We start from the raw sequence: 22,609 nt of genomic DNA on the forward strand, positions 1-22,609 counted from the left end.
CGATAATCGATGCAGCAGTCGTCCCGGCCCCGGCCGGGAGGAACGACAAAAGGCTTGCGGGCGCCCTGGAGCGCCCAGTGAAAGGCCGGCCGTAGAGGCCGGCGGAGAACAGTGAGAAGGAGGCCCGCCGCGCCACGAGCCCGGCGGCATCCGAACAGGATTGAGGGAGGCGCCGCACGCGCCGCCTCCCTACGGAGAGTACCCGGCGAGCGGGGAACCGCCGCCGGTCGAGGAGTGCACCAGCGATGGTGGATAACGAGAATATCGACAACACGAACGACAACGAGACGGAGACGGGAGGACGGAAGCGCAAGGGCCTCTTCGGCACGCGCCGCGTGGTGAAGAAGACCGCCCCGAGCATTTCCGAGACCGTCTCGCCGCCCGCCGCCGCGCCCGCAGTGGATGCGGTGGCCGAGCCTGCCCCCGAGCAGGCGGCTCCCGCCGCGCAGGTCGACCCGACCGCGCCCGTGACGCCCGAGCCCCCGGCGCTGCCGGAGAAGCTCGGCGACGCCGAGGTCCCGGCCGCGGCCGCCGCGCCCGGCCTCCCGCCGACCACGCTGCTCTTCCAGGCGCCGGACATCCTGCCGCTCCCGCCGCTGCCCGAGGGCGAGGAGGAGCCGGCCACCGGCGTCCGCCGCCGCTCGCGCCGCCGCGCCGGCGAATCCGGCCGCGAAGGGGCCAACGATCCGGCCAACACCGTGGTCAAGGTGCGCACCCCGCGCGAGCCGGAGCTCATCACCGAGCCCCAGAAGGTCAAGGGCTCCACGCGTCTCGAGGCGAAGAAGCAGCGCCGCCGCGACGGCCGTGACGCCGGTCGCCGCCGTCCGGTCATCACCGAGGCCGAGTTCCTCGCCCGCCGCGAGTCCGTCGACCGGCAGATGGTGGTCCGGTCGAAGGGCGGCCGCATCCAGATCGGCGTGCTGGAGGACAAGGTCCTCGTCGAGCACTACGTCGCCCGTTCTCAGGAGGCGTCGCTCATCGGCAACGTCTACCTCGGTCGCGTCCAGAACGTCCTCCCGAGCATGGAGGCCGCGTTCGTCGACATCGGCCGCGGACGCAACGCCGTGCTGTACTCGGGCGAGGTCGACTGGGATGCGGTAGAGACCGGCAACCAGCCGCGCCGCATCGAGCTGGCGCTGAAGGCCGGGGACCGCGTCCTCGTCCAGGTCACCAAGGACCCGGTCGGGCACAAGGGCGCCCGCCTCACCAGCCAGATCTCGCTGCCCGGCCGCTACCTCGTGTACGTGCCCAACGGCTCCATGAACGGCATCAGCCGCAAGCTCCCGGACACCGAGCGCGCGCGCCTCAAGAAGATCCTCAAGGAGGTGCTGCCGGAGAGCGCCGGTGTGATCGTCCGCACCGCCGCCGAGGGCGCCACCGAGGAGCAGCTCACGCTCGACGTCAACCGTCTCACCGCGCAGTGGGCCGACATCAGCCAGCGCGTCGAGACCCAGCAGGCGCCCGCGCTGCTCCACAGCGAGCCCGACCTCCTGATCAAGATCATCCGCGACGTCTTCAACGAGGACTTCCAGAAGCTGATCATCGCCGGCGACGACGCGCGCCAGACCATCGAGAACTACCTGCGTCAGGTCGCCCCCGACCTCCTCGACCGCGTGGAGGCGTACGAGGGCGAGCGCGATGCGTTCGACGAGTACCGCATCACGGAGCAGATCGAGAAGGCGCTGGAGCGCAAGGTGTGGCTGCCCTCCGGCGGTTCGCTGGTCATCGACCGCACCGAGGCGATGACGGTCGTGGACGTCAACACCGGCAAGTTCGTCGGCTCCGGCGGCAACCTCGAAGAGACCGTCACCAAGAACAACCTCGAGGCCGCGGAGGAGATCGTCCGCCAGCTGCGCCTGCGCGACATCGGCGGCATCATCGTCGTCGACTTCATCGACATGGTGCTCGAGTCGAACCGCGACCTCGTCCTCCGCCGCCTGGTGGAGTGCCTGAGCCGCGACCGGACAAAGCACCAGGTCGCCGAGGTCACCTCGCTCGGCCTCGTGCAGATGACCCGTAAGAAGCTCGGCCTCGGGCTGCTCGAGACCTTCAGCGAGGCCTGCGAGGTCTGCGCCGGCCGCGGCGTGATCGTCCACCACGACCCGGTGGTCAAGCACCGCCAGCCGCAGCAGCAGCCGTCGAACGAGCGTCGCCGCGGTCGCGGCGGCAACGGTGGCTCGGGCAACGGGAACGGCAATGGCGGAGCCGGCGCCGGTTCGAACGGCAACGGGAACGGCCACGCGGGCACGCACGAGATCACCGACGACGCGAAGAACGCGCTCGCCAAGATCGCGGCGTCGACCATCCACCACCACGAGGACGAGGCCAAGGCCGCCGAGGGCGAGCAGGTGGACGTCTCCGAGATCACGGTGGCGGAGGTGACGGTGACCGAGGTCACGGCCACCAAGAAGCGTCGCCGCAAGGGCAAGGGCGGCGCCGACCGCCAGCAGGCTCCGGAGCAGCAGGCCGCCGTGCAGGAGTCCGGCGAGGCTCCCGAGCCCCGGCAGGACGGCGCCGACGCGAACGTCCCGCTGATCGAGCTTCCCGAGCCCGCGCCCGTGCACGCCCCGCAGCGCCCGTCTCAGCACGAGACCGAGCTGCTGCTCGACTCCGTGCTCGACGCGTTGCCCGCTCCGAAGGAGCCGGGTCAGGGCCGCAGCCGCAGCCGCCGCGCCAGCACCGCGGTCATCGCCGGCGGCGAGCTCGCACCGAAGGGCGAGTAGCGCCTCAGTGGCGCCGCATGCGGTCGCGGGCCTTCACCCGCAGGCCGCTGGCGATCAGTCGCGACACGAGCTCGTGGCCGGAGACGGGATGCGCTCCCGCGGCCACGAGCTCGTCGTAGCGACGGTCGGGGACGTCGTAGTGGTCGAGGTCGAACGCCCGGGACTGGATGCCATTGGCCGCGGCGAAGGCGTGGAGCTCGTCGAGCGATGCGTCGCTGACCAGGTGCGACCACAACATGCCGTGGGCCGGCCATGCCGGGGGATCGATCAGGACCGTCATAGAATGATTGTAGGAACGGGCTCCGACGCCGGCCGGAAGGCTTCCCATCGAATTGACGATGGTCTGGGCGTCGGGTAAAGTTGACCGTTGGTGTGTGCCGGGTGCTACCCGGCCGCCAGCATGGTTTTCTGAGAGTCGTCGGTCGCAGCACGCGAACAGGCGGACTCGCCAGTGATATCCAACAAAGTAGAAGAGCAGGACCAGGTCCGCGGCTGCGCCGGGAGCTGTTCCCCGACGAAAAGGTACTGACAAGTGGTTTACGCAGTTGTGCGCGCCGGTGGCCGGCAGGAGAAGGTCGAGGTCGGCACCATCGTGACGATGGACCGCATCAAGGCCGACGAGAACGGCACGGTCCAGCTCGCGCCCGTGCTGCTGGTCGACGGTGACACGATCACCTCCGACGCCAAGTCGCTCGCGAAGGTCGTCGTGACCGCCGAGGTCCTGGGCGACCTCCGCGGCCCGAAGATCGTCATCCAGAAGTTCAAGAACAAGACCGGCTACAAGAAGCGCCAGGGCCACCGTCAGGAGCTCACGCGCGTCAAGATCACCGGCATCAAGTAGCCGACAGACCGTTCTCGAGGAGAAGAAACCATGGCACACAAAAAGGGAGCGAGCTCCACTCGCAACGGCCGCGACTCCAACGCGCAGCGCCTCGGCGTCAAGCGCTTCGGCGGCCAGACCGTCAACGCGGGTGAGATCCTCGTCCGCCAGCGCGGCACGCACTTCCACCCCGGCGTGAACGTCGGCCGTGGCGGCGACGACACGTTGTTCGCCCTCGCCGCCGGTGCGGTCGAGTTCGGCACCAAGGGCGGCCGCAAGGTCGTCAACATCGTGGAGGCCTCGGCCTGAGCCGTCGCCACCAGCACACTTCCGGATGGGCGGGCTTCGGCCCGCCCATCCGCCGTTTCACCACACATAGGAGAGCACCATGGCGACGTTCGTCGACCGCGTGACATTGCACTTGCGCGCGGGCAACGGCGGAAACGGGTGCGTCTCGGTCCGCCGCGAGAAGTTCAAGCCCCTGGCCGGCCCTGACGGCGGCAACGGCGGCAACGGCGGCGACATCGTCCTCGTGGCCGACCCCCAGGTCACCACCCTGCTCGGCTACCACCGCCACCCGCATCGCGCGAGCGAGAACGGCGGGTTCGGGATGGGCGACCACCGCAGCGGCCACACCGGCGAAGACCTCGAGCTGCCCGTCCCTGTCGGCACCGTCGTCAAGGACGAGGACGGCGTGGAGCTCGCCGACCTCACCGAGCCCGGCATGCGCTTCGTCGCAGCAGCGGGCGGCGTGGGCGGCCTCGGCAACGCCGCCCTCGCGAACCCGAAGCGCAAGGCGCCCGGCTTCGCCCTGCTCGGCACGCCCGGGTGGGAGGGCGACATCCGCCTCGAGCTCAAGACCGTCGCCGACATCGCGCTCGTCGGCTATCCGTCGGCCGGCAAGTCCAGCCTGATCGCCGCGCTCTCCGCCGCGAAGCCCAAGATCGCCGACTACCCGTTCACGACCCTCCACCCGAACCTCGGCGTGGTGCAGGCGGGCGACGTGCGCTACACCGTCGCCGACGTGCCCGGCCTCATCGAGGGTGCGAGCGAGGGTCGCGGCCTCGGCCTCGAGTTCCTGCGTCACGTCGAGCGCTGCTCGGCGCTGCTCCACGTGCTCGACTGCGCGACTCTGGAGCCCGGACGCGACCCGTTGAGCGACCTCGACGTCATCCTCGCCGAGCTCGCCGCCTATCCCGTGCCGGAGGGCCAGACGCCGCTGCTGGAGCGTCCCCAGATGATCGCCCTCAACAAGATCGACGTCCCTGACGCTCGCGAGCTCGCCGAGTTCGTGCGGCCTGAGCTGGAGCAGCGCGGCTACCGCGTGTTCGAGATCTCCACCGTCAGCCACGAGGGCCTTCGCCCGCTGTCGTTCGCGCTGGCCGAGATCGTCGAGACGGCGCGTCGGGAGCAGCTGGCCCTGGAGGAGGCGCGTCCCCGCATCGTCATGCGGCCGAAGGCGGTCGACGACTCCGGGTTCGTGGTCAAGGTCGAGGGCGGCACCGACGGCCCGGTCTACCGCATCCTGGGCGCGAAGCCCGAGCGCTGGGTCGCCCAGACCGACTTCGCGAACGACGAGGCCGTCGGCTACCTGGCCGACCGGCTCGCGAAGCTCGGGGTGGAGGACCAGCTCGTCCGCGCGGGCGCCGTCGCCGGATCGACCGTGGTCATCGGCCGGAACAACGGCGTCGTCTTCGACTGGGAGCCCACGCTCACCTCGACGGCCGAGCTCATCACCGCCCCGCGCGGCACCGACGCGCGGCTCGACACCAATGCCCGCCCAACGCGCGCACAGCGCCGCGAGGACTACTTCGACCGGATGGACGCCAAGGCCGAGGCCCGCGAAGAGCTGCTGCGCGAACGCGAGGCCGGCCTCTGGCAGGACGACAGCTACGACGAGAACGCCGTGCGCACGGCGGAGGAGGAGAGCAGCGAGGGATGACGATCGACGACCGCAGCCAGATCCCGACCGCCCGGCGCATCGTCGTCAAGGTGGGCTCGTCGTCCATCAGCGGCGAGAACGCGGGACAGATCGCGCCGCTGGTCGACGCCCTCGCGGAGGCCCACGGCCGCGGGTCCCAGGTCATCCTCGTCTCCTCCGGCGCCATCGCGACCGGCATCCCGTACCTTTCGCTGTCCGAGCGCCCCACCGACCTCGCCACGCAGCAGGCGGCGGCCGCGGTCGGCCAGAACGTCCTGATCTACCGGTACCAGGACAGCCTCGACCGCTACGACATCGTCGCCGGTCAGGTGCTCCTGACGGCCGGTGACATGGAGAACCCGACCCACCGCAGCAACGCGAAGCGTGCGATGGAACGGCTGCTCTCGCTGCGCATCCTGCCGATCGTCAACGAGAACGACACCGTTGCGACGCACGAGATCCGATTCGGCGACAACGACCGGCTGGCGGCGCTGGTCGCGCTGCTCGTCGAGGCGGACCTGCTGGTGCTGCTGTCGGATGTGGATGCGCTCTATACGAAGCCGCCGCATGAGACCGGTGCCGAGCGGATCGAGCACGTCGGGTGGGACGACGAGCTCGCCGGCGTGGAGATCGGCTCCACCGGGCTGTCCGGCGTCGGCAGCGGGGGAGCGGTGACCAAGGTGTCCGCGGCGCGGCAGGCCGCGGAGCGCGGGACGGCGGTCGTCCTGACCGCGACCTCGCTGGTCTCGCAGGCGTTGCGCGGTGAGCAGGTCGGGACCTGGTTCGCGCCCGCGCCGACCGATGGCGCGTTGTCCACAGGTTCGTCTGCGGCCGCCACCTCGGACGCCGCCGCGTCCTAGAATCGACGCATGTCCTCGATCACCAAGGCACCCGCCGCCACGCTGTCGCTGCACGAGCGGCTCGCCGCCGCCAAGACCGCGTCGCGCGCGCTGGCGGTGGCCAACACCGAGCAGAAGAACCGCGCGCTGCGGGCGATCGCCGACGGCGTGCTCGCCGCGTCCGACGAGGTGCTCGCCGCCAACGACCTCGACCTGGCGAACGGCCGCGAGAACGGCCTGTCGACCGGGCTCCTCGATCGGCTGACGCTGAGCCCGGCGCGCCTGCAGGGCCTCGCCGACGCCGTGCTCGAGGTCGTCGGCCTGACCGACCCGGTCGGGCAGGCGGTGCGCGGGAGCGCGCTGCCGAACGGCGTCAAGATCACGCAGGTCCGCGTGCCCTTCGGCGTCGTCGGCGCGATCTACGAGGCCCGGCCCAACGTGACCATCGACATCGCGGCGCTCGCGATCAAGAGCGGCAACGCGGCGGTGCTCCGCGGCGGCAGCGCCGCCATCGAGACCAACCGCGTGCTGGTGCGGGTGATCCAGGAGGCGCTGGCGTCGGCCGGCCTTCCCGCCGACGCGGTGCAGACCGTCGACGACTTCGGACGAGAGGGCGCCGCCGAGCTGATGACGGCGCGCGGATTCGTCGACGTGCTCATCCCGCGGGGGAGCGCCGATCTCATCCAGACAGTCGTCACCCAGTCCACCGTCCCGGTCATCGAGACCGGCGCCGGGGTCGTGCACGTGGTGCTCGACGAGTCGGCCCGCGAAGACTGGGCGGTCGACATCGTGCGCAACGCCAAGGTGCAGCGGCCGAGCGTGTGCAACGCGGTCGAGACGCTGCTCGTGCACCGCGCCGCCGCCGACCGGCTGCTGCCGCCGGTGCTCGGCGCGCTGCGCGAGGCCGGGGTCACCATCCACGCCGACGAGCGGGCGCTCCCGTTCGCCCCCGGCGGCGTCCCCGTCACCGACGAGGACTACGCCACCGAGCACATGAGCCTCGACATCTCGGTCAAGGTCGTCGACGACCTCGACGAGGCGATCGACCACATCCGCCGCTACTCGACGCAGCACACCGAGTCGATCGTCACGAGCGACCTCGAGAACGCAGAGCGCTTTCTCGCCGAGGTCGACTCGGCCGTGGTCATGGTCAACGCGTCGACCCGTTTCACCGACGGCGGCGAGTTCGGGTTCGGCGCCGAGGTCGGCATCTCGACCCAGAAGCTGCATGCGCGGGGGCCCATGGGGCTGCCCGAGCTCACCAGCACCAAGTGGATCGTCCGCGGGTCCGGCCAGGTCCGGGCGTAGGCGACCGCTAGACTCGTAACCGGGCCGTGAGGCCCGCAGAAAGGATCACGAACGATGTCATTCCTGACGACCGTCCTCGCCGAGGCCGAGACCCATGTCGAGCTCCCGATGCCGGCCTGGGCGTTCGGAGCCATCGCGATCGTCATCTTCATCGCCCTCGCATTCGTGATCTGGAGCTTCAAGGACGTCGCCAACCGGCACAGCCACCGGTCCGCCCCCGACGCGGCCGCGCACGCCGGCGCCCCGGGAGCCACGCACCACGGCACCGGCCACCCGACCCAGGGCCACTGAGCCGGCCCGGGCGCGGCTGACCGCGGCATGGAACTGACGCAGACGGGCCGGCCGCGGATCGGCGTGATGGGCGGCACCTTCGACCCCATCCACCACGGCCACCTCGTCGCCGCCAGCGAGGTCGCCCAGTCGTTCGACCTCGACGAGGTCATCTTCGTCCCGACCGGACAGCCCTGGCAGAAAGGTCCCGTCACCCCGGCGGAGCACCGCTACCTGATGACGGTCATCGCCACCGCGTCCAACCCCCGCTTCACCGTCAGCCGCGTCGACATCGACCGCGACGGCCCCACCTACACGATCGACACCCTGCGCGACCTCCACGAGGAGCGCCCGGACGCCGAACTGTTCTTCATCACCGGAGCCGACGCAATCGCTCAGATCCTCAGCTGGCGCGACGTGGAGGAGCTCTGGGAGCTGGCCCACTTCGTTGCTGTGAGTCGCCCGGGACACGACTTGAGTATTTCTGGATTGCCGGAGCAGGACGTAAGCTTGTTGGAAGTTCCGGCCCTGGCGATCTCCTCGACCGATTGCAGGAGCCGGGTCAGCAGGGGATTCCCGGTCTGGTACCTGGTGCCGGACGGGGTCGTTCAGTACATCTCCAAGCACCATCTGTATCGGAGCGTGGCATGACATCGTGGCCTGAACAGCCGCCGACGGGCCAGCCGCAGGCGCAGACGCGGCGACAGGCACGGGAGTTCGAGCGCTCGCGTCGCGCGGGCACGGCCGAGCCGACCCCGGCGGGCCAGATCCCCGAGATGACCACGTCCGGGCAGCGGGAGGACGAGCCGGCCGCCGAGGCGGCCGCGCCCGAGACCGCTGCGCCCGTGACGGCTGCGCCCGAGAGCGCTGATCCGGCGGCCGCGCCGGCGCAGGAGCGTCCCGCGATCCCCGCGAGCGCCTTCGCCGAGCCCGGTGTCTCGTCGCCCTCCGGCGACTCCTTCGGGCTGTTCCGCCAGGCCCCCGATCCCTCGCAGCCCGAGCCCGTGACCCAGCCGATGGCGATCCTGCAGCCCGCGAACTCCGCACCGGCGGCGCCGGCCTCCGGCGTGACGGCCCCGACGACGGCCGCGCCGTCGAACGGCGACGCGACGACTGAGCGCACCCTCACGCGGCGCGAGCTGCGCGCCATGCTGCAGGCGCAGGAGGCCAACGCGCAGGCCAACCACCCGGCGACCGTCGGCGAGCCCGTGTTCCCGGTGACCTTCACCTCCGGCCCGGAGGCCGAGGCGGCCCAGAACGCCGGGACCCCGGCACCTGCTCCTGCAGCGTCGGCGGCCCCGGCCCCGGCCGACTCCGACGCTCACTCGACCAGCGAGAAGTCCGCCTGGCCGTTCGCCCCGCTCACCCCGTCCTCGGCTCCGGGCGCCTCGCGCACCGCCGAGCCCGAGACCACGGTGACGCAGAGCACGGCGTCGCCCTTCGCCGCGTTCGGCGCGCCCGCCGCGCCCAAGGCCGAGACGCCCGCGCCCGCTCCGGCAGCATCCACCGCTCCCGCCGCGGCCGAGGCCGAGGAGGACACCGCCGCCCAAGAGCGCCGGCCGTTCACCCCGCCGACCGGTCACTGGTCGACGGCGGCCGAGCTGGATGACCAGAACCAGCCGATCACGACCCGTAACGTCACCCAGTCCACGGCGGCGACGACGACGAACGCGCTGATCCTCCCGGTCATCCCGCAGCCGGATGTCAGCTCGCCGCTCACGCAGACGGGCGAGATTCTGGTCACCGGGTCGATCGACCTTCCCCGCGGCATGGGCGCGACCGGCGCCCACCCCGACCGCATCGACTCCTCCGACATCGACCGCCTGCTCGACGGCGAGGAGAACGAGTTCAACACGTCCGAGGTGCAGCCGGTGCGCGCGTCGCGCGCCATCAGCACGCACACCTCGACCCGCGGCGTCATCGCGCCGCCCAAGAAGCGCGGCAACGCCCTGCCGGTCATCCTCATGACCGTCGCGGGCGTCCTCGCCGTCGGCGTCATCGGGCTGCTCGTCGCAGCCTACGTCCTGAAGGTGTTCTGATCATCCGCGCGTCCGCATCCATCTCCGCATCACCCACGCACCGAACGCGACCGGAGGACTCTCTGTGACCGCATCCCAGCACGCCCGGGACATCCTGCAGGTGGCAGCAGCCGCCGCCGACTCGAAGGGCGCGCAGGATCTCGTCGCCCTCGACGTGTCCGGCCCGCTGCCGCTGACCGACGCCTTCCTGCTGGCGAGCGGCCGCGTCGAGCGGAACGTGCTCGCGATCGCCTCGGAGGTCGAGGACAAGCTCAATGAGGCCGGCGTCAAGACGCTCCGCCGCGAGGGCAAGGCGGAAGGCCGCTGGGTGCTGCTCGACTTCGGCGACCTGGTCGTGCACGTCTTCCACGAGGAGGACCGCATGTACTACGCGCTCGAGCGTCTGTGGAAGGACTGCCCGGTCCTGCCGATCGAGCTGCCGGTCCACGAGACGGCCGAGTAGGCTCCCAGCCTCCTCGCGGTTTCGCCTGAGAACCCTCTCATGATCGCCCGCTTGGATGGGCGCATGAAGTGTCCCACCGACAACGCGACCCTCGTCATGAGCGAGCGCCACGGCATCGAGATCGACTACTGTCCGGAGTGCCGCGGCGTCTGGCTCGACCGCGGCGAGCTCGACAAGATCATCGACCGTGCGGGCACGCAGCCGAGCGCTCACGCCCCGCAGCCCTACGCCGAGCCGCGCTACGCCGAACCGCAGTACCGCGAACCGCAGTACCGCGATCAGTCGTACGGTCAGCGCCCCTACAAGAAGAAGCGCGAGAACTGGCTCAGCGAGCTTTTCGACTGACGCGAGCCGCTCTCAGTTTTTTCTGCCGCGTGCGATGTAGTAGGGTTGAGGAGTTGTCCCGGGAGGTCCGAAAGGCCCGAACGGAACACACTCTGGGTCTGTGGCGCAGCTGGTAGCGCACCTGCATGGCATGCAGGGGGTCAGGGGTTCGAGTCCCCTCAGATCCACCGAAACCCCCGGTCGTGAGCGGAAACGCTCCGCCGGGGGTCTTTTCGTTCCGGCTAGAGTCTCGGTATGCAGAGCCGCACCGCCACTCCCGCCGATGCCGCCGCGATCACCACGACGATCGCGCTCGCGTTCCGCGACGACCCGGTCTGGGGTCCGGCGCTCGAGGCGGCCGACGGAGGCACCGGCCACCTGGAGCCGTTCTGGCGGTTCTTCGTGGAGGGCGCCATCCCGCACGGCGCCGTCCGCCTCGCCGACGGTCCGAACGGCGAGGCGGCGACCGTCGCGATCTGGCTCCCGCCGGACGTGCCAGAGCTGACAGAGAAGCAGGAGGCCGAGGCCGACGACCTCATGCGGAGGACGCTGACGCCGGACCGCTTCGAGGCCTACCGGCGACTGTGGGAGCGCTTCGAGGAGTCGCACCCCCACAATCGGCCGCACATGTACCTGAGCCTGCTGGCGACGCATCCGGATCACCGCGGCCGGGGGATCGGCCAGGAGCTGCTGGCCGAGAGCCTGCGCGCTTTCGACGAGCACGACATCCCGGCCTACCTGGAGTCCACGAACCCCGCGAACGACCACCGCTACGAGCGAGCGGGGTTCCGCCCGCTCGGCGGGTTCCGGTCGGTGATCGACGGGGCGGCCGTCACGACCATGTGGCGTGACGTGCCGCCCGCGCCGGTCAGTCGCCCTTGACGTTGACGAGCTGGCGCAGGGTGTGCCGCACCTCGACGAGGTCCGCGGCGTCCGCCATGACCTGGTCGATCGGCTTGTAGGCCTGCGGGATCTCATCCAGGAAGGCGTCGGTGTCGCGGAACTCGATCCCGGTCATCGCCTCGCGCAGCTGCTCCACGGTGAAGCGCTTGCGCGCAGCCGACCGCGAGAACTGCCGTCCGGCGCCGTGCGGCGACGAGTGCAGCGACAACGGGTTGCCCTTCCCGGCCACGACGTAGGACGCGGTGCCCATCGACCCCGGGATGAGGCCCGGCTGTCCCGGCTGAGCCGAGATGGCCCCCTTCCGCGACACCCACACCTCCTTGCCGAAGTGGGTCTCCCGCTCGGTGAAGTTGTGGTGGCAGTTGATGCGCTCCTGCTCGACCACGGGCGTCCCGAACCACTCGGACGCCTGCCGCACCACGCGGTCCATCATCTCCTCGCGGTTGAGCAGCGCGAAGTGCTGGGCCCACCGCAACTGCGCGATGTACGCGTCGAACTCGGCGGTGCCCTCCACCAGGTAGGCGAGGTCCTTGTCCGGAAGCTCGATCCACCACCTGCGCATCAGCTCCTGCGCGACGGCGATGTGGTGGCCGGCGATCCGGTTGCCGACGCCGCGCGAGCCGGAGTGCAGGAACAACCACACCGCGTCGTCCTCGTCCAGGCTCACCTCGATGAAGTGATTGCCCGAGCCGAGCGTTCCCAGCTGGTACTCCCAGTCGCGCCGGTGCTCGGCCGGGTCGAACCCGGCCTCCTCGGCCAGACGCGCGAGCTCGGCGACGCGCGGCTCGGCGGTCGCGACGATCTTCCGGTTGCGTGCACCGGCGGACAGCGGGATGGCGCGCTCGATGTCCGTCCGCAGCACCGACAGCGGCGTGGCAGTGGCCGCCACGTAGTCGCGCGTGAACTGGGTGCGGACCGCGATCATCCCGCAGCCGATGTCGACCCCGACGGCGGCCGGCATGATGGCGCCGAGCGTCGGGATGACCGACCCGACCGTCGCACCCAGGCCCAGGTGCGCGTCCGGCATCAGGGCGAGGTGCGGGTGGATGAACGGCATCCGCGAGGTGGTGACCGCCTGAGCGCGCGTGGAGTCCTCCAGGAGGGAGGCCCAGCTCAGCAGGCGGTTCGAGATTCTTTCCATGATCCTTTCGTCTCTTCATCGGTGTGCGGCCGGGACGGCCGGACCGACGCGAGACGCGAAGGAAGGACAGCCCCGGTCCTCGAACGGCAGGGCTGCGGCAGTGGTGCTACAGACCCCGGGTGCGCTCGAGCGCGCGGAAGGCGCGCTTGGCGTGCTGCAGATAACGCAGGGGGCTCATCGCGTGTCCTTCCGTTCGGCGTTCGTCAGCGTGGGCTGCCTGCGCCCGGTGGCGCAGGATTCCCGACTGTACAGGGTCTCGGTCGCGAGGGGCAAGAAGCGGTCAGCGGAGCCGGCGCTCCTCCTCCTGCTCCAGGCGCTCCTTCTCGGCGTCCTTCGCCTCCTGCTCCTTCTGGATCTCTTCTTCGCGCGGGGTCTTGTTCGTCATGGTGCGAGCGTAGCCGCGAGGCCTCGGCGGCGGAACGGTCGGTCGGCGTTGTGTGCGCCTGGCGCCCTGCACTACCCTCCCGAAGCGGGGCGGATGACGGACATGGCGGAGAGTGGACGCGTGGCGGACCCCGTGACCTTCGCGGGCGGGGTGCTCGATGAGTACCGGCACGTCTGCGCCTTCGTGCAGGACCGTGCTGAGGCCGACGCGGCACTGGACCCGTTCGTCCGGGATGGCGTCGATCGCGGCGACCGGCTCGTGTACCTGGTCGACAGTGCCACGCCCGCCGCCCCTCTGACGCGCCTGCGACGGCTCGGCTACGACGCGCCCGCGCTCCTCGCCGACGGCCGGGCGGAGGTGCGAACGTGGGCCGAGACGTACCTGCGCACCGGGGGCTTCGACCCCGACGACATGCTCGGCCAGCTCGACGAGCTGCTGGGGTCGGCGCCCGAACCGCGCATCCGGCTGGTCGCCGACATGGGCTGGGCGGCCGGGGACCGGGACACCGGCGATGAGTTGATCGAGTTCGAGGCGCGGGCGAACTTCCTGCACGCCCGCCATCGTCATGTCGTCATCTGCGCGTACGACACCTCGCGTTTCGACGGCGCGTTCATCATCGACATCCTCCGCACGCATCCGATGGTGCTGATCGGCGGCATCCTGCAGGAGAACCCGTTCTTCGTGCCGCCGGAGGAGTTCCTGGGGGAGCGGGGCCGGCATGGACGCTGACGACCGCACCTGGATGCGGGACCTCGGCGCGCTGCTGGCCCTGCCGTCCCTCTGGGTGGATCACACTCCCGCCGAGATCGCCGACGGGCTGCTCAGCGTGCTCGTCGGGATGCTGCGGCTGGATGCGGCGTTCGCCCGCTTCGTCGGCCCGGACGCGGGGGAGACGCTGGAGGCGTGGCGTCCGTCCGGGCCCGGCGCGCGGCTGCGGCTGCTGGCGGCGATCGACGGCGATGGCGACGGCGCGGACGGGCGCGCACGCCGCCAGGGCGTGACCACGGGAGCGCTGCGCTCGCACGACGACGGCTCGGACGGCATCGCGAAGGTCGCGACGCTCGACCTGACGCTGCCGTGGGGGACGGGAGTCGTCGCGGTCTCCGCACCCCGGTCGGACTTCCCGACCGAACGCGAGACGCACCTGCTGCGGGTCGCCGTCAGTCAGGCCGCGATCGCGCTGCACACCGCACGCCGGCTGGCCCGGGAGCAGTCCGCGCGGCGGATCGCGGAGCAGGAGCTCGAACGACGCGACCGGATGCTGCGGTCGCTCATCGACGACGTGTCGCCCGTGCTGGCGGGGGTGTCGCGGCGGGTGCAGCAGGCGTCGCGCGACGCCGACCGGCCCGCGCCCGACGACGCGCTCACCCCGAGGCCGACGGCGGCCTCGCCGACCGTACCGCTCACCGCCTCCCTCACCCGGCGGGAGCTGGAGGTGCTCGGTCTGCTCGCGCAGGGCCTGTCCAACAAGGAGATGGCGGCGCTGCTCTGGCTGAGCGATCGGACCATCGAACGGCACATCACGAGCTTGTACCGCAAGATCGGCGTGGCGCGGCGGAGCGAGGCGACCGCCTACGCCCTCCGGCACGGGATCGCGTGAGCGGGGGGTCCGCCGTCACCCGAACGTGAAGCAGTAGGCCTCCGCACCGGGCGCGTCGAACCGCAGCTCCACGACGCGCTGCCGGATCGGCCCGGTCTGCCGGATCAGCTGGAACGTGTCCTGCCGGTCGAGCACACCGCGGCCGTCGGGATCCACGTCGGTCCCGTGGGCGTCGCCCGGCGGCTCGCCGTCGAGCAGCACCCGGAACGGGATGCTCGCGCCGGCCGGCGTCGGGCCCATGACGAGGTTCGCGTCCCGGGCCTGGAACGCGAATGCGACGCCGCCGCCCGCCTCGCCGAGCACGGCGGCGTGCCGCGCCTGCGTCCACAGGCCGTCGAGCGTCCAGGCGTTGAGCGGCAGCCTGCGGTCTCCGCGGTACCGCTCGGGCCGGTCGTAGCCGTCGGCCGACTCGTCCACGAAGCCGCTGCTCTGCGCATAGCCGAGGTACGTCTCCGGTGAGCGGAGGTCGCGCCAGTCCGCGGCGACCTCGAGGCCCACCGTGTCGACCATGACGAGGTCGGTGTCGAGGTCGTGCGCTCCCGCATCCATCAGCAGCCGCTGGATCATCATCTCGGTGCGGGCGTACTCGCCCTCGCCGAAGTGGTGGTACCGGAGGCGTCCGTCCGCGTCGGCGAGGTAGACGGCCGGCCAGTAGTGGTTCGCGAAGTCGCCCCACACGCCGTAGTCGTCGTCCACGGCGACCGGATACCGGACTCCGAGCGCCGCCGTCCGGTCGACCACGTTGCGACGGTCGTGCTCGAAGCCGAACTCGGGGGTGTGCACGCCGACGATCGTGAGTCCGGCGGCAGCGTACTTCTCGTGCCAGGCGCGGAGGTACGGGAGGGTGCGCAGCCAGTTGACGCAGGTGTACGTCCAGAAGTCCACGAGCACCACGCGGCCGCGCAGTCCCTCCGGGCTCAGCGGCTCGCTGTTGAGCCACCCGGTCGCCCGGGCGAACAAGGGGAGCCGGCCCTCGTCGGGCAGCACCTCCTCGTCGCCGGCGAGCCGGTGGGCGATCGACCGGAACAGCCCGCGCGAGCGGTCATCGGACACCGGACGCCTCCTCCGATCGGCGGGCGGGGATCCCGGCCATGCGGGCGGTGTCGATCACAGCGTTGGCGAACGCCTGCGGAGCCTCCTGCGCCAGGTTGTGGCCCACTCCGCCGCCGACGGTCCGGTGCTCGTACGGGCCGGTGAACCGGTCGCGGTAGGCGCCCGGATCGAGGTGGAAGGCGCCGTTCGCGTCCCCCTCCAGGGTGATGGCGGGGACGCCGACCGCGGGCCGGGCGGCGAGACGCTCCTCCACGTCGTCGAACCGCGGGTCCCCGGGCGCGAGGCCGAGCCGCCAGCGGTAGTTGTGGATGACGATGTCGACGTGGTCCGGATTGGCGAACGCCGGGCGGGTGCGCTCGAAGTCGGCCTCGGTGAACGCCCACTGCGGCGACGCGGTGCGCCAGATCAGGCGCGCGAAGTCGTCGCGGTACCGGTCGTAGCCCTCGCGTCCCCTCTCCGTGGCGAAGTAGTACTGGTACCACCACGCCAGCTCGCTCTCCGGCGGCAGGGGGTGCGCGTTCGCGGCCTGCCCGGCGACGAGGTAGCCGCTGGCGGTGACCTGCCCGAGGACGCGTTCCGGCCACAGCGCGGCGAGCACGTTGGTCGTCCGTGCGCCCCAGTCGCAGCCGCCGACGATTGCCGCGTCGATGCCGAGGGCGTCGAGCAGCGCGAGGGCGTCGGACGCGAGCGCCGCAGGCTGTCCGTTCCGCAGAGCGTCCGGGTCGCGGAAGGTCGTCGTCCCGTACCCGCGGAGGAACGGCACGACCACGCGGAACCCCGCGTCCACGAGCAGCCGCACGACGTCGTCGTAGCAGTGGATGTCGTAGGGCCAGCCGTGCAGGAGCAGCACCGGCGGCGCGTCCGCCGCTCCCGCATCCACGTAGCCGACGTCGAGCTCGCCGGCCTCGAGCTGCCGCACGGCCACCGGATCCGCGCCGGTCACCGCAGCGACCGGAACGTCGCGCGGACCTCCCGCGAGAACAGCTCCGGCTGCTCCCATGCGGCGAAGTGCCCGCCGCGGTCCAGACGGTTGAAGTGGATGAGATGCGGGTACGCCGCCGTCGCCCACGTCCGCGGGGCCGCATAGATCTCATCCGGGAAGACGCTCACGCCGGTGGGCAGCGGGACGCCCTTGGGGGCGAAGAAGGCGAGCTTGCTCTCCCAATACAGGCGCGCGGAGGAGACGGCGGTGTTCGTCAGCCAGTACAGGGTGACGTTGTCGAGCACGTCGTCGCGGCTCAGCCCCTCGGAGCCGCCCTGGAACACGCGCGCGATCAGGTCGTAGCTGCGGGCGTCGTGGTCGAGCATCCATGCGGCAAGGCCCACGGGGGAGTCGGCGAGCGCGTACAGCGTCTGCGGCTTGTTGCCCATCTCCTGCGCGTAGGCGAGACCGTGGGCGTAGAAGAACGCGAGCTGGTCCCACGCGCCCCGCTCCTCGTCGTCCAGGTCGGCGGGCGGGTCCTGGTGGGCGTCGAGGGCCGACTGGATCGCGTCGGGCACGGTCGCGGGCATGTTGGTGTGGATGCCGATGAGCCCGGGAGGTTGCAGCAGCGCCAGCTGCTCGGTGACGGCGTTGCCCCAGTCCCCGCCCTGGGCGACGTAGCGGTCGTAGCCGAGCCGCTCCATGAGCTGCGCCCAGGCCTTCGCGATCCGGATGGGGTCCCATCCGGTCGCTTCCGGTTTGCCGGAGAACCCGTGGCCGGGAAGCGACGGGATGACCAGGTGGAACGCGTCGGACGCGTCGGCGCCGTGCGCGGTCGGGTCGGTCAGCGGCCCGACGATCTTCAGCTGCTCGATGATGGATCCCGGCCAGCCGTGGGTGACGATCATCGGCAGCGCGTCCGCGTGCGGCGATCGGACGTGGATGAAGTGGATGTCGAGTCCGTCGATCTCGGTGACGAACTGGTCCAGTCCGGCGAGCCGTGCCTCCATCGCCCGCCAGTCGTAGTCGTTCGCCCAGTAGTCGGCCAGGGCGCGCATGACGTCGAGCCGGACGCCCTGCGAGGTGTCGTCCACGGTCTCGCGCTCGGGCCAGCGGGTGGCGAGGATGCGGCGCTTCAGGTCTGCGAGCTCCTCATCCGACGCGGTGTAGCGGAAGGGGCGGATGTCGGGGGCGGTGCTCCCGGCGTCCTGGCGTGGTTCGGTGACGGTCACGATGTCCTCCTCGGGTGTCGCGGCGGCCGGCGGGCCCCGCACGACGAGGGTGCCGGTCGCGGGTGCGCGGTGGCATCCGGAGGACCCCTCAACGACGTACGGATCGGTCCGGGGAATTGGGGGAAATCCCGCACGCGGGTGAGAACGGTCACATCCACGCCGCGCCCTTCGCAGCGGAGGGAAAGGCTTCGCGGCTAGGATCGCGTCAACGACCGACGACCGAGGGATGCCGATGACCGATCTGCCGCGACGCCACCAGCGCGCCCGCGGACCGGAGGCCGTGCGGCACGGCCGCCTGCCCCGGCGCCGTGGTGCGGTGGCCGCCGTCAAGCTGCTCGCCGCCGTCGTGGTCGTCGTCTTCGTGAGCGCCGGGTCGGTCGCCGCCTACGCCGTGTGGGATGTGGCGCGCTCGATCAAGACCGGCGTGCACTTACAGGCGGCGCCCGGGCAGTCCGCGATCCCGCAGGACATCCCGAACGTCTCGGCCATGGCGGGTGGCATCAACCTGCTGCTCGCCGGGACGGACAGCCGCAGCGACCTCGGCGGGATCTACAACAGCCCGGACGAGCAGGATGCGAGCAGCGGCGCCGGCAACAACGACGTCACGATGCTGCTTCACATCGCCCAGGACCACAAGAGCATGGTGGTGGTCAGCTTCCCGCGCGATCTCATGGTCGCCATCCCGGACTGCCCGGACCCGAACGGCAGCGGAACCATCGACGGCACCTCGTACGCGCAGTTCAACACGGCGCTCTCCCGCGGCGGCCTGAACTGCGTGGTGGCGACCGTGTCCAAGATGACCGGCCTCACCATCCCGTTCGCGGCGACGATCAACTTCAACGGCGTGAGCGCGATGTCGAACGCCGTCGGGGGCGTGACGGTCTGCCTGGCGAGCCCGGTGACGGACGACTACACCAACCCGCCGCTCGACCTCCCCGCGGGCGAGAACACGATCGTCGGGGATGTGGCGCTCTCGTTCCTGCGCAGCCGCCACGGCGTCGGCGACGGCAGCGACCTCGGCCGCATCTCCAACCAGCAGGTGTTCCTGTCGGCGCTCGCGCGCAAGATCGTCAGCGGCGGCGTGCTGTCGAACCCCGTGCAGCTCTACTCCCTCGCGAAGGCGGCGGTGGACAACATCACGCCGTCGGAGAGCTTGACCAATCCGACGACTCTGGTGCAGATCGCTCTCGCGCTGAAGGATACCGGGCTCGACAACATGGTGTTCGTGCAGTACCCGGCGGTCACCGATCCGGACAATCCGAACCGGGTCGTCCCCGCCGACGAGGCCGCCAGCGCGCTCGACGAGGCGCTCGTGAACGATCAGCCGGTGAAGCTCACCGGCTCGACCGGTCGCGCGGCCGAGGATCCGACCGCGACCGCGTCGCCGGCGCCGGACGCGGGCGCCGGCGGTGAGCCGTCGCCGGTGACGCCGACGACCCCTGCCGCGCCCGCCGCACCGGATACCGGGGCGACGCCGTCGCCGACCGGCACGGGCACGGTCGACCTGCCGTCGACGATCACCGGCCAGACCGCCGCGCAGCAGACCTGCACCAAAGGCAACAACTAGGGCTGAGGCGGCACGACGAGGAAGTGCCACCCGATCCACCACCAGAACAGCACGATGGTGAATCGCGCCGCACGGTCGGTCATGACGAGGTCGAGGACGGTGCTGAGCCGCGCCACCGTGCGGGGCGCGATCCGCGCCTGGACCACGAGCGCCGCCAGCAGGAGGCCGCAGACCACGAAGCCGGCGGTCGTGACATCCCTCATCGTGTCCGCCCTCTCCGAACGAGCGCGTAGCCGCCCAGCAACCAGAGCGCGACGAGGACGCCGCGCGCCGGCTGCCAGGCCAGCACCGGGTCGAGCAGGTCCGAGAGGGCGGGGAAGTCCTGCTCGCGTCCCGGGAGGTCGCGGCCCAGGAAGAAGGCGGCGATCTCCCAGAGGCATCCGGCCGCGATCACGGCCGACCACAGGATCGCGGCCCGGCGGAGCGCGTGCGTCGTGGACAGCGGCGGGGCACCCGTCGCGGCGGCACGGTCCGCCCACACCACCGGAAGAACCAGGACGCCCAACCCCACGACGATCGCCGTGTCGGTGGGCCCGTAGAGCGGTGTGACCGCGACCGTCAGCGCCGCCACCGCGATGAGCACCCCTGCCAGGATCCGCCGTGACAGGGTCTCGCGGTCCGTCCGGAGACGCAGCGGGATGCGCAGCCAGCCGACCTGGTCGAGTACCAGCACCGCGGCGCCGAGGCCGTAGATCCAGGCGTCGACCGGCGCTCCGCGCACCACGTGGAAGACGGCGGTCACGACGAGCACGGCGACCCACGCCAGGCGCGTCAGCGCGAGGACCCGGGCCGAGGGGGCCGACCTCCCGGCCGGGAGGGCGCGTTCCCGCTCAGCCATGCGCGAACTCTACGCCGCACCGGCCCGATCCGCTTGCCGCGCAGCCGTCCGGACGCGTTGAATGAGCCCATGGCCACAACGCGGATCGAACCGATGACGTCGCTCCAGTTCAGAGTGCTGATCATCGCGATCCTGTCGAGCTTCGTCGCCTTCCTCGACGGCGCCGTCATCAACGTGGCGCTCCCTGCGATCTCGAAAGAGCTGGGCGGCGGCCTCCAACTGCAGCAGTGGGTGGTGGACGCGTACCTCGTCACGCTCGGGTCGCTCATCCTGATCGCGGGGTCGCTGTCGGACGTCTTCGGGCGCAAGCGGGTGCTCTACGCCGGTCTGATCGGCTTCGGCGTCACCTCGCTGCTGTGCGCGTTCGCGCCGAGCGGCGTCTTCCTGGTTCTCGCGCGGGCGCTCCAGGGCGTGGCGGGCGCGCTCCTCGTGCCGAGCTCGCTGGCGATCATCATCTCCCGCTTCGAGGGGCCGGCGCAGGCGAAGGCCATCGGGCGGTGGACGGCGTGGACGGGCATTGCGATGATCGCCGGTCCCGTGGTCGGCGGCCTGTTCGTCGACACGCTCGGCTGGCGGTGGGTGTTCGTCATCAACGTGATCCCGATCGCCATCACCCTGCTGCTCCTGCGGACGGTGCACGTGCAGGATCACGGGATGGGCGGCCGCGTCGACGTCGCGGGCGCGATCCTCGGCTCGCTGGGTCTCGCGGGCACGGTGTTCGCCCTGATCGAGCAGGGGACGTTCGGCTGGGCGAGTCCGCGGGTCTGGATCCCGCTCGTCGTCGGCCTGCTCAGCCTGGCGGCCTTCTTCGTCGTGGAGACGCGGGTGAAGCAGCCGATGCTGCCGCTCGGGCTGTTCCGCGTCCACAACTTCTGGGTGGGCAACATCGCGACGTTCTTCGTCTACGGGGCGCTCTCGTTCGGCCCTCTGGTCGTCACGCTGTTCCTGCAGCAGGTCGCCGGCTTCTCCGCGATCGCGGCGGGCTTCGTGTTCATCCCGTCGACGCTGTGCATGCTGCTGCTCTCCGGCTTCTTCGGTGGCCTCGCCGGCCGGTACGGTCCGCGCCTCTTCATGGCGGTCGGGCCGGTCATCGCCGCCGGCGGGTTCCTGTGGCTGATGACGATGGGGACGGATGTGAACTACTGGACGACCCTGCTTCCGGCGGTGCTGCTCTTCGGCGTCGGGCTCGCCATCACCGTCGCCCCGCTCACGAGCGCGATCCTCGGGGCGATCCATCCCGAGCAGGCGGGCATCGCGTCCGCGGTGAACAACGCCGTCTCGCGCATCGCGGGCCTGCTGGCGATCGCGGCGATCGGCATGATCGTCGGCGGCACGCTCGACGAGGCGGGCCTCCACCGCGCGATGCTGGCGGGCGCCCTGCTGCTGCTCGTCGGCGGGGTGGTGTCGGCGATCGGCATCCGCAACGGCGTGCCGGCGGCCGAGAAGGTTCAGACCGTCACGGACTGACCGGCGAGCGCCAGCATCACCACGTCGACGATGGCGCAGGTCATGATGAGCTGCATCAGCAGGCGGGTGGGGCTCCGGCGCAGCAGGAGGACGACGCCGGTGATCGCCGCCGCGAGTCCGATCACGAGCCCGACGATGAGGACCGGACGCACCGGAAGGCCCGGCCCGAACGTGATCAGCAGGGTGGCGAGGGCGAGCGCCGAGAACGCCAGCAGTCCGCTCGGCCGCGCGCCGAGGCGATGGGGGAGTCCGCGGATGCCGGTGCGCGCGTCGTCCTCGAGGTCGGGCAGCACGTTGGTGACGTGCGCGGCGACGCCGAGGAGCGCGCCGGCGGCGTAGACCCACCACTGCGGCCAGGCCGGCTGTTCCTGCCCGAGCGTCGTGATGGCCGGGAGGAGGCCGAACGCGACGGCGAACGGCACCCACGAGTACGCGGTCGACTTCAGTCCGAGGTTGTACGCCCACCCGCTCGCGATGGCGACCGCGTGGACGATCAGCGTGCCGATCCCGAGGGGAGAGTGAGGAGCAGCGCGACCACCAGGGCGACGAAGGCGGCGGTGCGGACGGTCGACACGGAGACGTCTCCGCGGGCGGCGGGCTTGTCGGCGCGCTCCACGGCGCGGTCGCGGGCCGCATCCAGCCAGTCGTTGCTCCACCCGATCGACAACTGGCCGAAAAGGATGGCGAGCGCGAGCAGCACGAGCCGACCCGGCGGATAGCCGAGACCGATCCCGAGCCCGACGGCGATCACCGTCACGACGACGGTCGGCCCGGGGTGGCTGGCGAGGAGGAGGGAGAGCACCTTCTTCGCCATG

General features: G+C 71.2%; 23 protein-coding genes, 1 tRNA gene and 1 pseudogene. 17 read left to right on the forward strand and 8 right to left on the reverse strand.

Features of this window, described 5'->3' with window-relative positions:
* Window positions 1–245: 245 nt before the first annotated feature.
* The gene (locus tag A0130_01675; protein ID ANF30553.1) at window positions 246–2,723 is read left to right on the forward strand and encodes a ribonuclease G; all 2,478 of its coding nucleotides are present in this window, start codon (window positions 246–248) and stop codon (window positions 2,721–2,723) included.
* 4 nt (window positions 2,724–2,727) lie between these two features.
* On the opposite strand, the gene A0130_01680 is transcribed toward A0130_01675, so the two are convergent.
* Entirely contained in the window at window positions 2,728–3,003 is a 276-nt protein-coding gene (locus A0130_01680; GenBank protein ANF30554.1) for a hypothetical protein, read from the reverse strand.
* 267 nt (window positions 3,004–3,270) lie between these two features.
* On the opposite strand from A0130_01680, the gene A0130_01685 reads away from it, so the two are divergent.
* From A0130_01685 to A0130_01740, 12 genes are all read left to right on the forward strand, one after another.
* Window positions 3,271–3,564 carry a 50S ribosomal protein L21 gene (locus tag A0130_01685; GenBank protein ANF30555.1) on the forward strand — a complete coding sequence of 98 codons (294 nt, stop codon included), beginning with the start codon at window positions 3,271–3,273 and terminating at the stop codon, window positions 3,562–3,564.
* A gap of 30 nt (window positions 3,565–3,594) precedes the next feature.
* Window positions 3,595–3,852, forward strand: a complete 258-nt coding sequence (locus A0130_01690; GenBank protein ANF30556.1) for a 50S ribosomal protein L27 — start codon at window positions 3,595–3,597, stop codon at window positions 3,850–3,852.
* Window positions 3,853–3,931: 79 nt separating this feature from the next.
* Window positions 3,932–5,485, forward strand: a complete 1,554-nt coding sequence (gene obgE, locus A0130_01695; GenBank protein ID ANF30557.1) for a GTPase ObgE — start codon at window positions 3,932–3,934, stop codon at window positions 5,483–5,485.
* The gene (locus A0130_01700; GenBank protein ANF30558.1) at window positions 5,482–6,324 is read left to right on the forward strand and encodes a gamma-glutamyl kinase; all 843 of its coding nucleotides are present in this window, start codon (window positions 5,482–5,484) and stop codon (window positions 6,322–6,324) included. The genes obgE and A0130_01700 overlap by 4 nt, the downstream gene beginning before the upstream one ends.
* A gap of 9 nt (window positions 6,325–6,333) precedes the next feature.
* Entirely contained in the window at window positions 6,334–7,611 is a 1,278-nt protein-coding gene (locus A0130_01705) for a gamma-glutamyl-phosphate reductase (GenBank protein ANF30559.1), read from the forward strand.
* Between the two features lie 54 nt (window positions 7,612–7,665).
* Window positions 7,666–7,902: a hypothetical protein gene (locus tag A0130_01710; GenBank protein ID ANF30560.1), complete on the forward strand. Its 237-nt coding sequence runs from the start codon at window positions 7,666–7,668 to the stop codon at window positions 7,900–7,902.
* Window positions 7,903–7,929: 27 nt separating this feature from the next.
* Entirely contained in the window at window positions 7,930–8,532 is a 603-nt protein-coding gene (locus tag A0130_01715) for a nicotinate-nicotinamide nucleotide adenylyltransferase (GenBank protein ANF30561.1), read from the forward strand.
* Between the two features lie 125 nt (window positions 8,533–8,657).
* Complete coding sequence (locus A0130_01720) at window positions 8,658–9,920, forward strand: hypothetical protein (protein ANF33253.1); 1,263 nt, start codon at window positions 8,658–8,660, stop codon at window positions 9,918–9,920.
* A gap of 64 nt (window positions 9,921–9,984) precedes the next feature.
* Window positions 9,985–10,362, forward strand: coding sequence for a ribosome silencing factor RsfS (locus A0130_01725; GenBank protein ID ANF30562.1), 378 nt, complete (start codon window positions 9,985–9,987; stop codon window positions 10,360–10,362).
* Between the two features lie 63 nt (window positions 10,363–10,425).
* Window positions 10,426–10,707, forward strand: coding sequence for a hypothetical protein (locus A0130_01730; protein ANF30563.1), 282 nt, complete (start codon window positions 10,426–10,428; stop codon window positions 10,705–10,707).
* Between the two features lie 94 nt (window positions 10,708–10,801).
* Window positions 10,802–10,877: transfer RNA gene (locus A0130_01735), tRNA-Ala, on the forward strand.
* A gap of 64 nt (window positions 10,878–10,941) precedes the next feature.
* The gene (locus A0130_01740) at window positions 10,942–11,568 is read left to right on the forward strand and encodes a GNAT family N-acetyltransferase (GenBank protein ID ANF30564.1); all 627 of its coding nucleotides are present in this window, start codon (window positions 10,942–10,944) and stop codon (window positions 11,566–11,568) included.
* On the opposite strand, the gene A0130_01745 is transcribed toward A0130_01740, so the two are convergent.
* Complete coding sequence (locus tag A0130_01745) at window positions 11,555–12,730, reverse strand: RNA-splicing ligase RtcB (GenBank protein ANF30565.1); 1,176 nt, start codon at window positions 12,728–12,730, stop codon at window positions 11,555–11,557. The two genes, A0130_01740 and A0130_01745, sit on opposite strands and share 14 nt — an antisense overlap.
* A gap of 487 nt (window positions 12,731–13,217) precedes the next feature.
* On the opposite strand from A0130_01745, the gene A0130_01750 reads away from it, so the two are divergent.
* Window positions 13,218–13,844 carry a hypothetical protein gene (locus A0130_01750; GenBank protein ANF30566.1) on the forward strand — a complete coding sequence of 209 codons (627 nt, stop codon included), beginning with the start codon at window positions 13,218–13,220 and terminating at the stop codon, window positions 13,842–13,844.
* Window positions 13,834–14,715: a hypothetical protein gene (locus A0130_01755; GenBank protein ID ANF30567.1), complete on the forward strand. Its 882-nt coding sequence runs from the start codon at window positions 13,834–13,836 to the stop codon at window positions 14,713–14,715. The genes A0130_01750 and A0130_01755 overlap by 11 nt, the downstream gene beginning before the upstream one ends.
* A 15-nt stretch (window positions 14,716–14,730) precedes the next feature.
* On the opposite strand, the gene A0130_01760 is transcribed toward A0130_01755, so the two are convergent.
* The 3 genes from A0130_01760 to A0130_01770 are packed head-to-tail and all read right to left on the reverse strand — an operon-like array spanning window position 14,731 to window position 17,964.
* On the reverse strand, window positions 14,731–15,768 hold the full coding sequence (locus tag A0130_01760; GenBank protein ANF30568.1) for a hypothetical protein: 1,038 nt from the start codon (window positions 15,766–15,768) through the stop codon (window positions 14,731–14,733).
* Window positions 15,758–16,693: an alpha/beta hydrolase gene (locus tag A0130_01765; GenBank protein ID ANF33254.1), complete on the reverse strand. Its 936-nt coding sequence runs from the start codon at window positions 16,691–16,693 to the stop codon at window positions 15,758–15,760. Before A0130_01765 ends, A0130_01760 begins: the two co-directional genes overlap by 11 nt.
* Before the next feature lie 14 nt (window positions 16,694–16,707).
* Window positions 16,708–17,964 carry a multidrug MFS transporter gene (locus A0130_01770; protein ID ANF30569.1) on the reverse strand — a complete coding sequence of 419 codons (1,257 nt, stop codon included), beginning with the start codon at window positions 17,962–17,964 and terminating at the stop codon, window positions 16,708–16,710.
* A gap of 184 nt (window positions 17,965–18,148) precedes the next feature.
* On the opposite strand from A0130_01770, the gene A0130_01775 reads away from it, so the two are divergent.
* Window positions 18,149–19,489 (forward strand): LytR family transcriptional regulator, encoded by a 1,341-nt coding sequence (locus A0130_01775; GenBank protein ANF30570.1) that lies wholly within the window; start codon window positions 18,149–18,151, stop codon window positions 19,487–19,489.
* On the opposite strand, the gene A0130_01780 is transcribed toward A0130_01775, so the two are convergent.
* Window positions 19,486–19,692 carry a hypothetical protein gene (locus tag A0130_01780; protein ID ANF30571.1) on the reverse strand — a complete coding sequence of 69 codons (207 nt, stop codon included), beginning with the start codon at window positions 19,690–19,692 and terminating at the stop codon, window positions 19,486–19,488. The genes A0130_01775 and A0130_01780 overlap by 4 nt on opposite strands.
* The gene (locus A0130_01785; GenBank protein ANF30572.1) at window positions 19,689–20,327 is read right to left on the reverse strand and encodes a hypothetical protein; all 639 of its coding nucleotides are present in this window, start codon (window positions 20,325–20,327) and stop codon (window positions 19,689–19,691) included. Before A0130_01785 ends, A0130_01780 begins: the two co-directional genes overlap by 4 nt.
* Before the next feature lie 69 nt (window positions 20,328–20,396).
* On the opposite strand from A0130_01785, the gene A0130_01790 reads away from it, so the two are divergent.
* Entirely contained in the window at window positions 20,397–21,794 is a 1,398-nt protein-coding gene (locus A0130_01790; GenBank protein ID ANF30573.1) for an MFS transporter, read from the forward strand.
* On the opposite strand, the pseudogene A0130_01795 reads toward A0130_01790, so the two are convergent.
* Window positions 21,776–22,608, reverse strand: a pseudogene (locus tag A0130_01795) (1,4-dihydroxy-2-naphthoate prenyltransferase). The gene A0130_01790 and the pseudogene A0130_01795 sit on opposite strands and share 19 nt — an antisense overlap.
* Between the last annotated feature and the right edge of the window lies 1 nt (window position 22,609).

Source organism: Leifsonia xyli, from assembly GCA_001647635.1.
In the GTDB taxonomy this organism is placed as follows: Bacteria; Actinomycetota; Actinomycetes; order Actinomycetales; family Microbacteriaceae; genus Leifsonia; species Leifsonia xyli_A.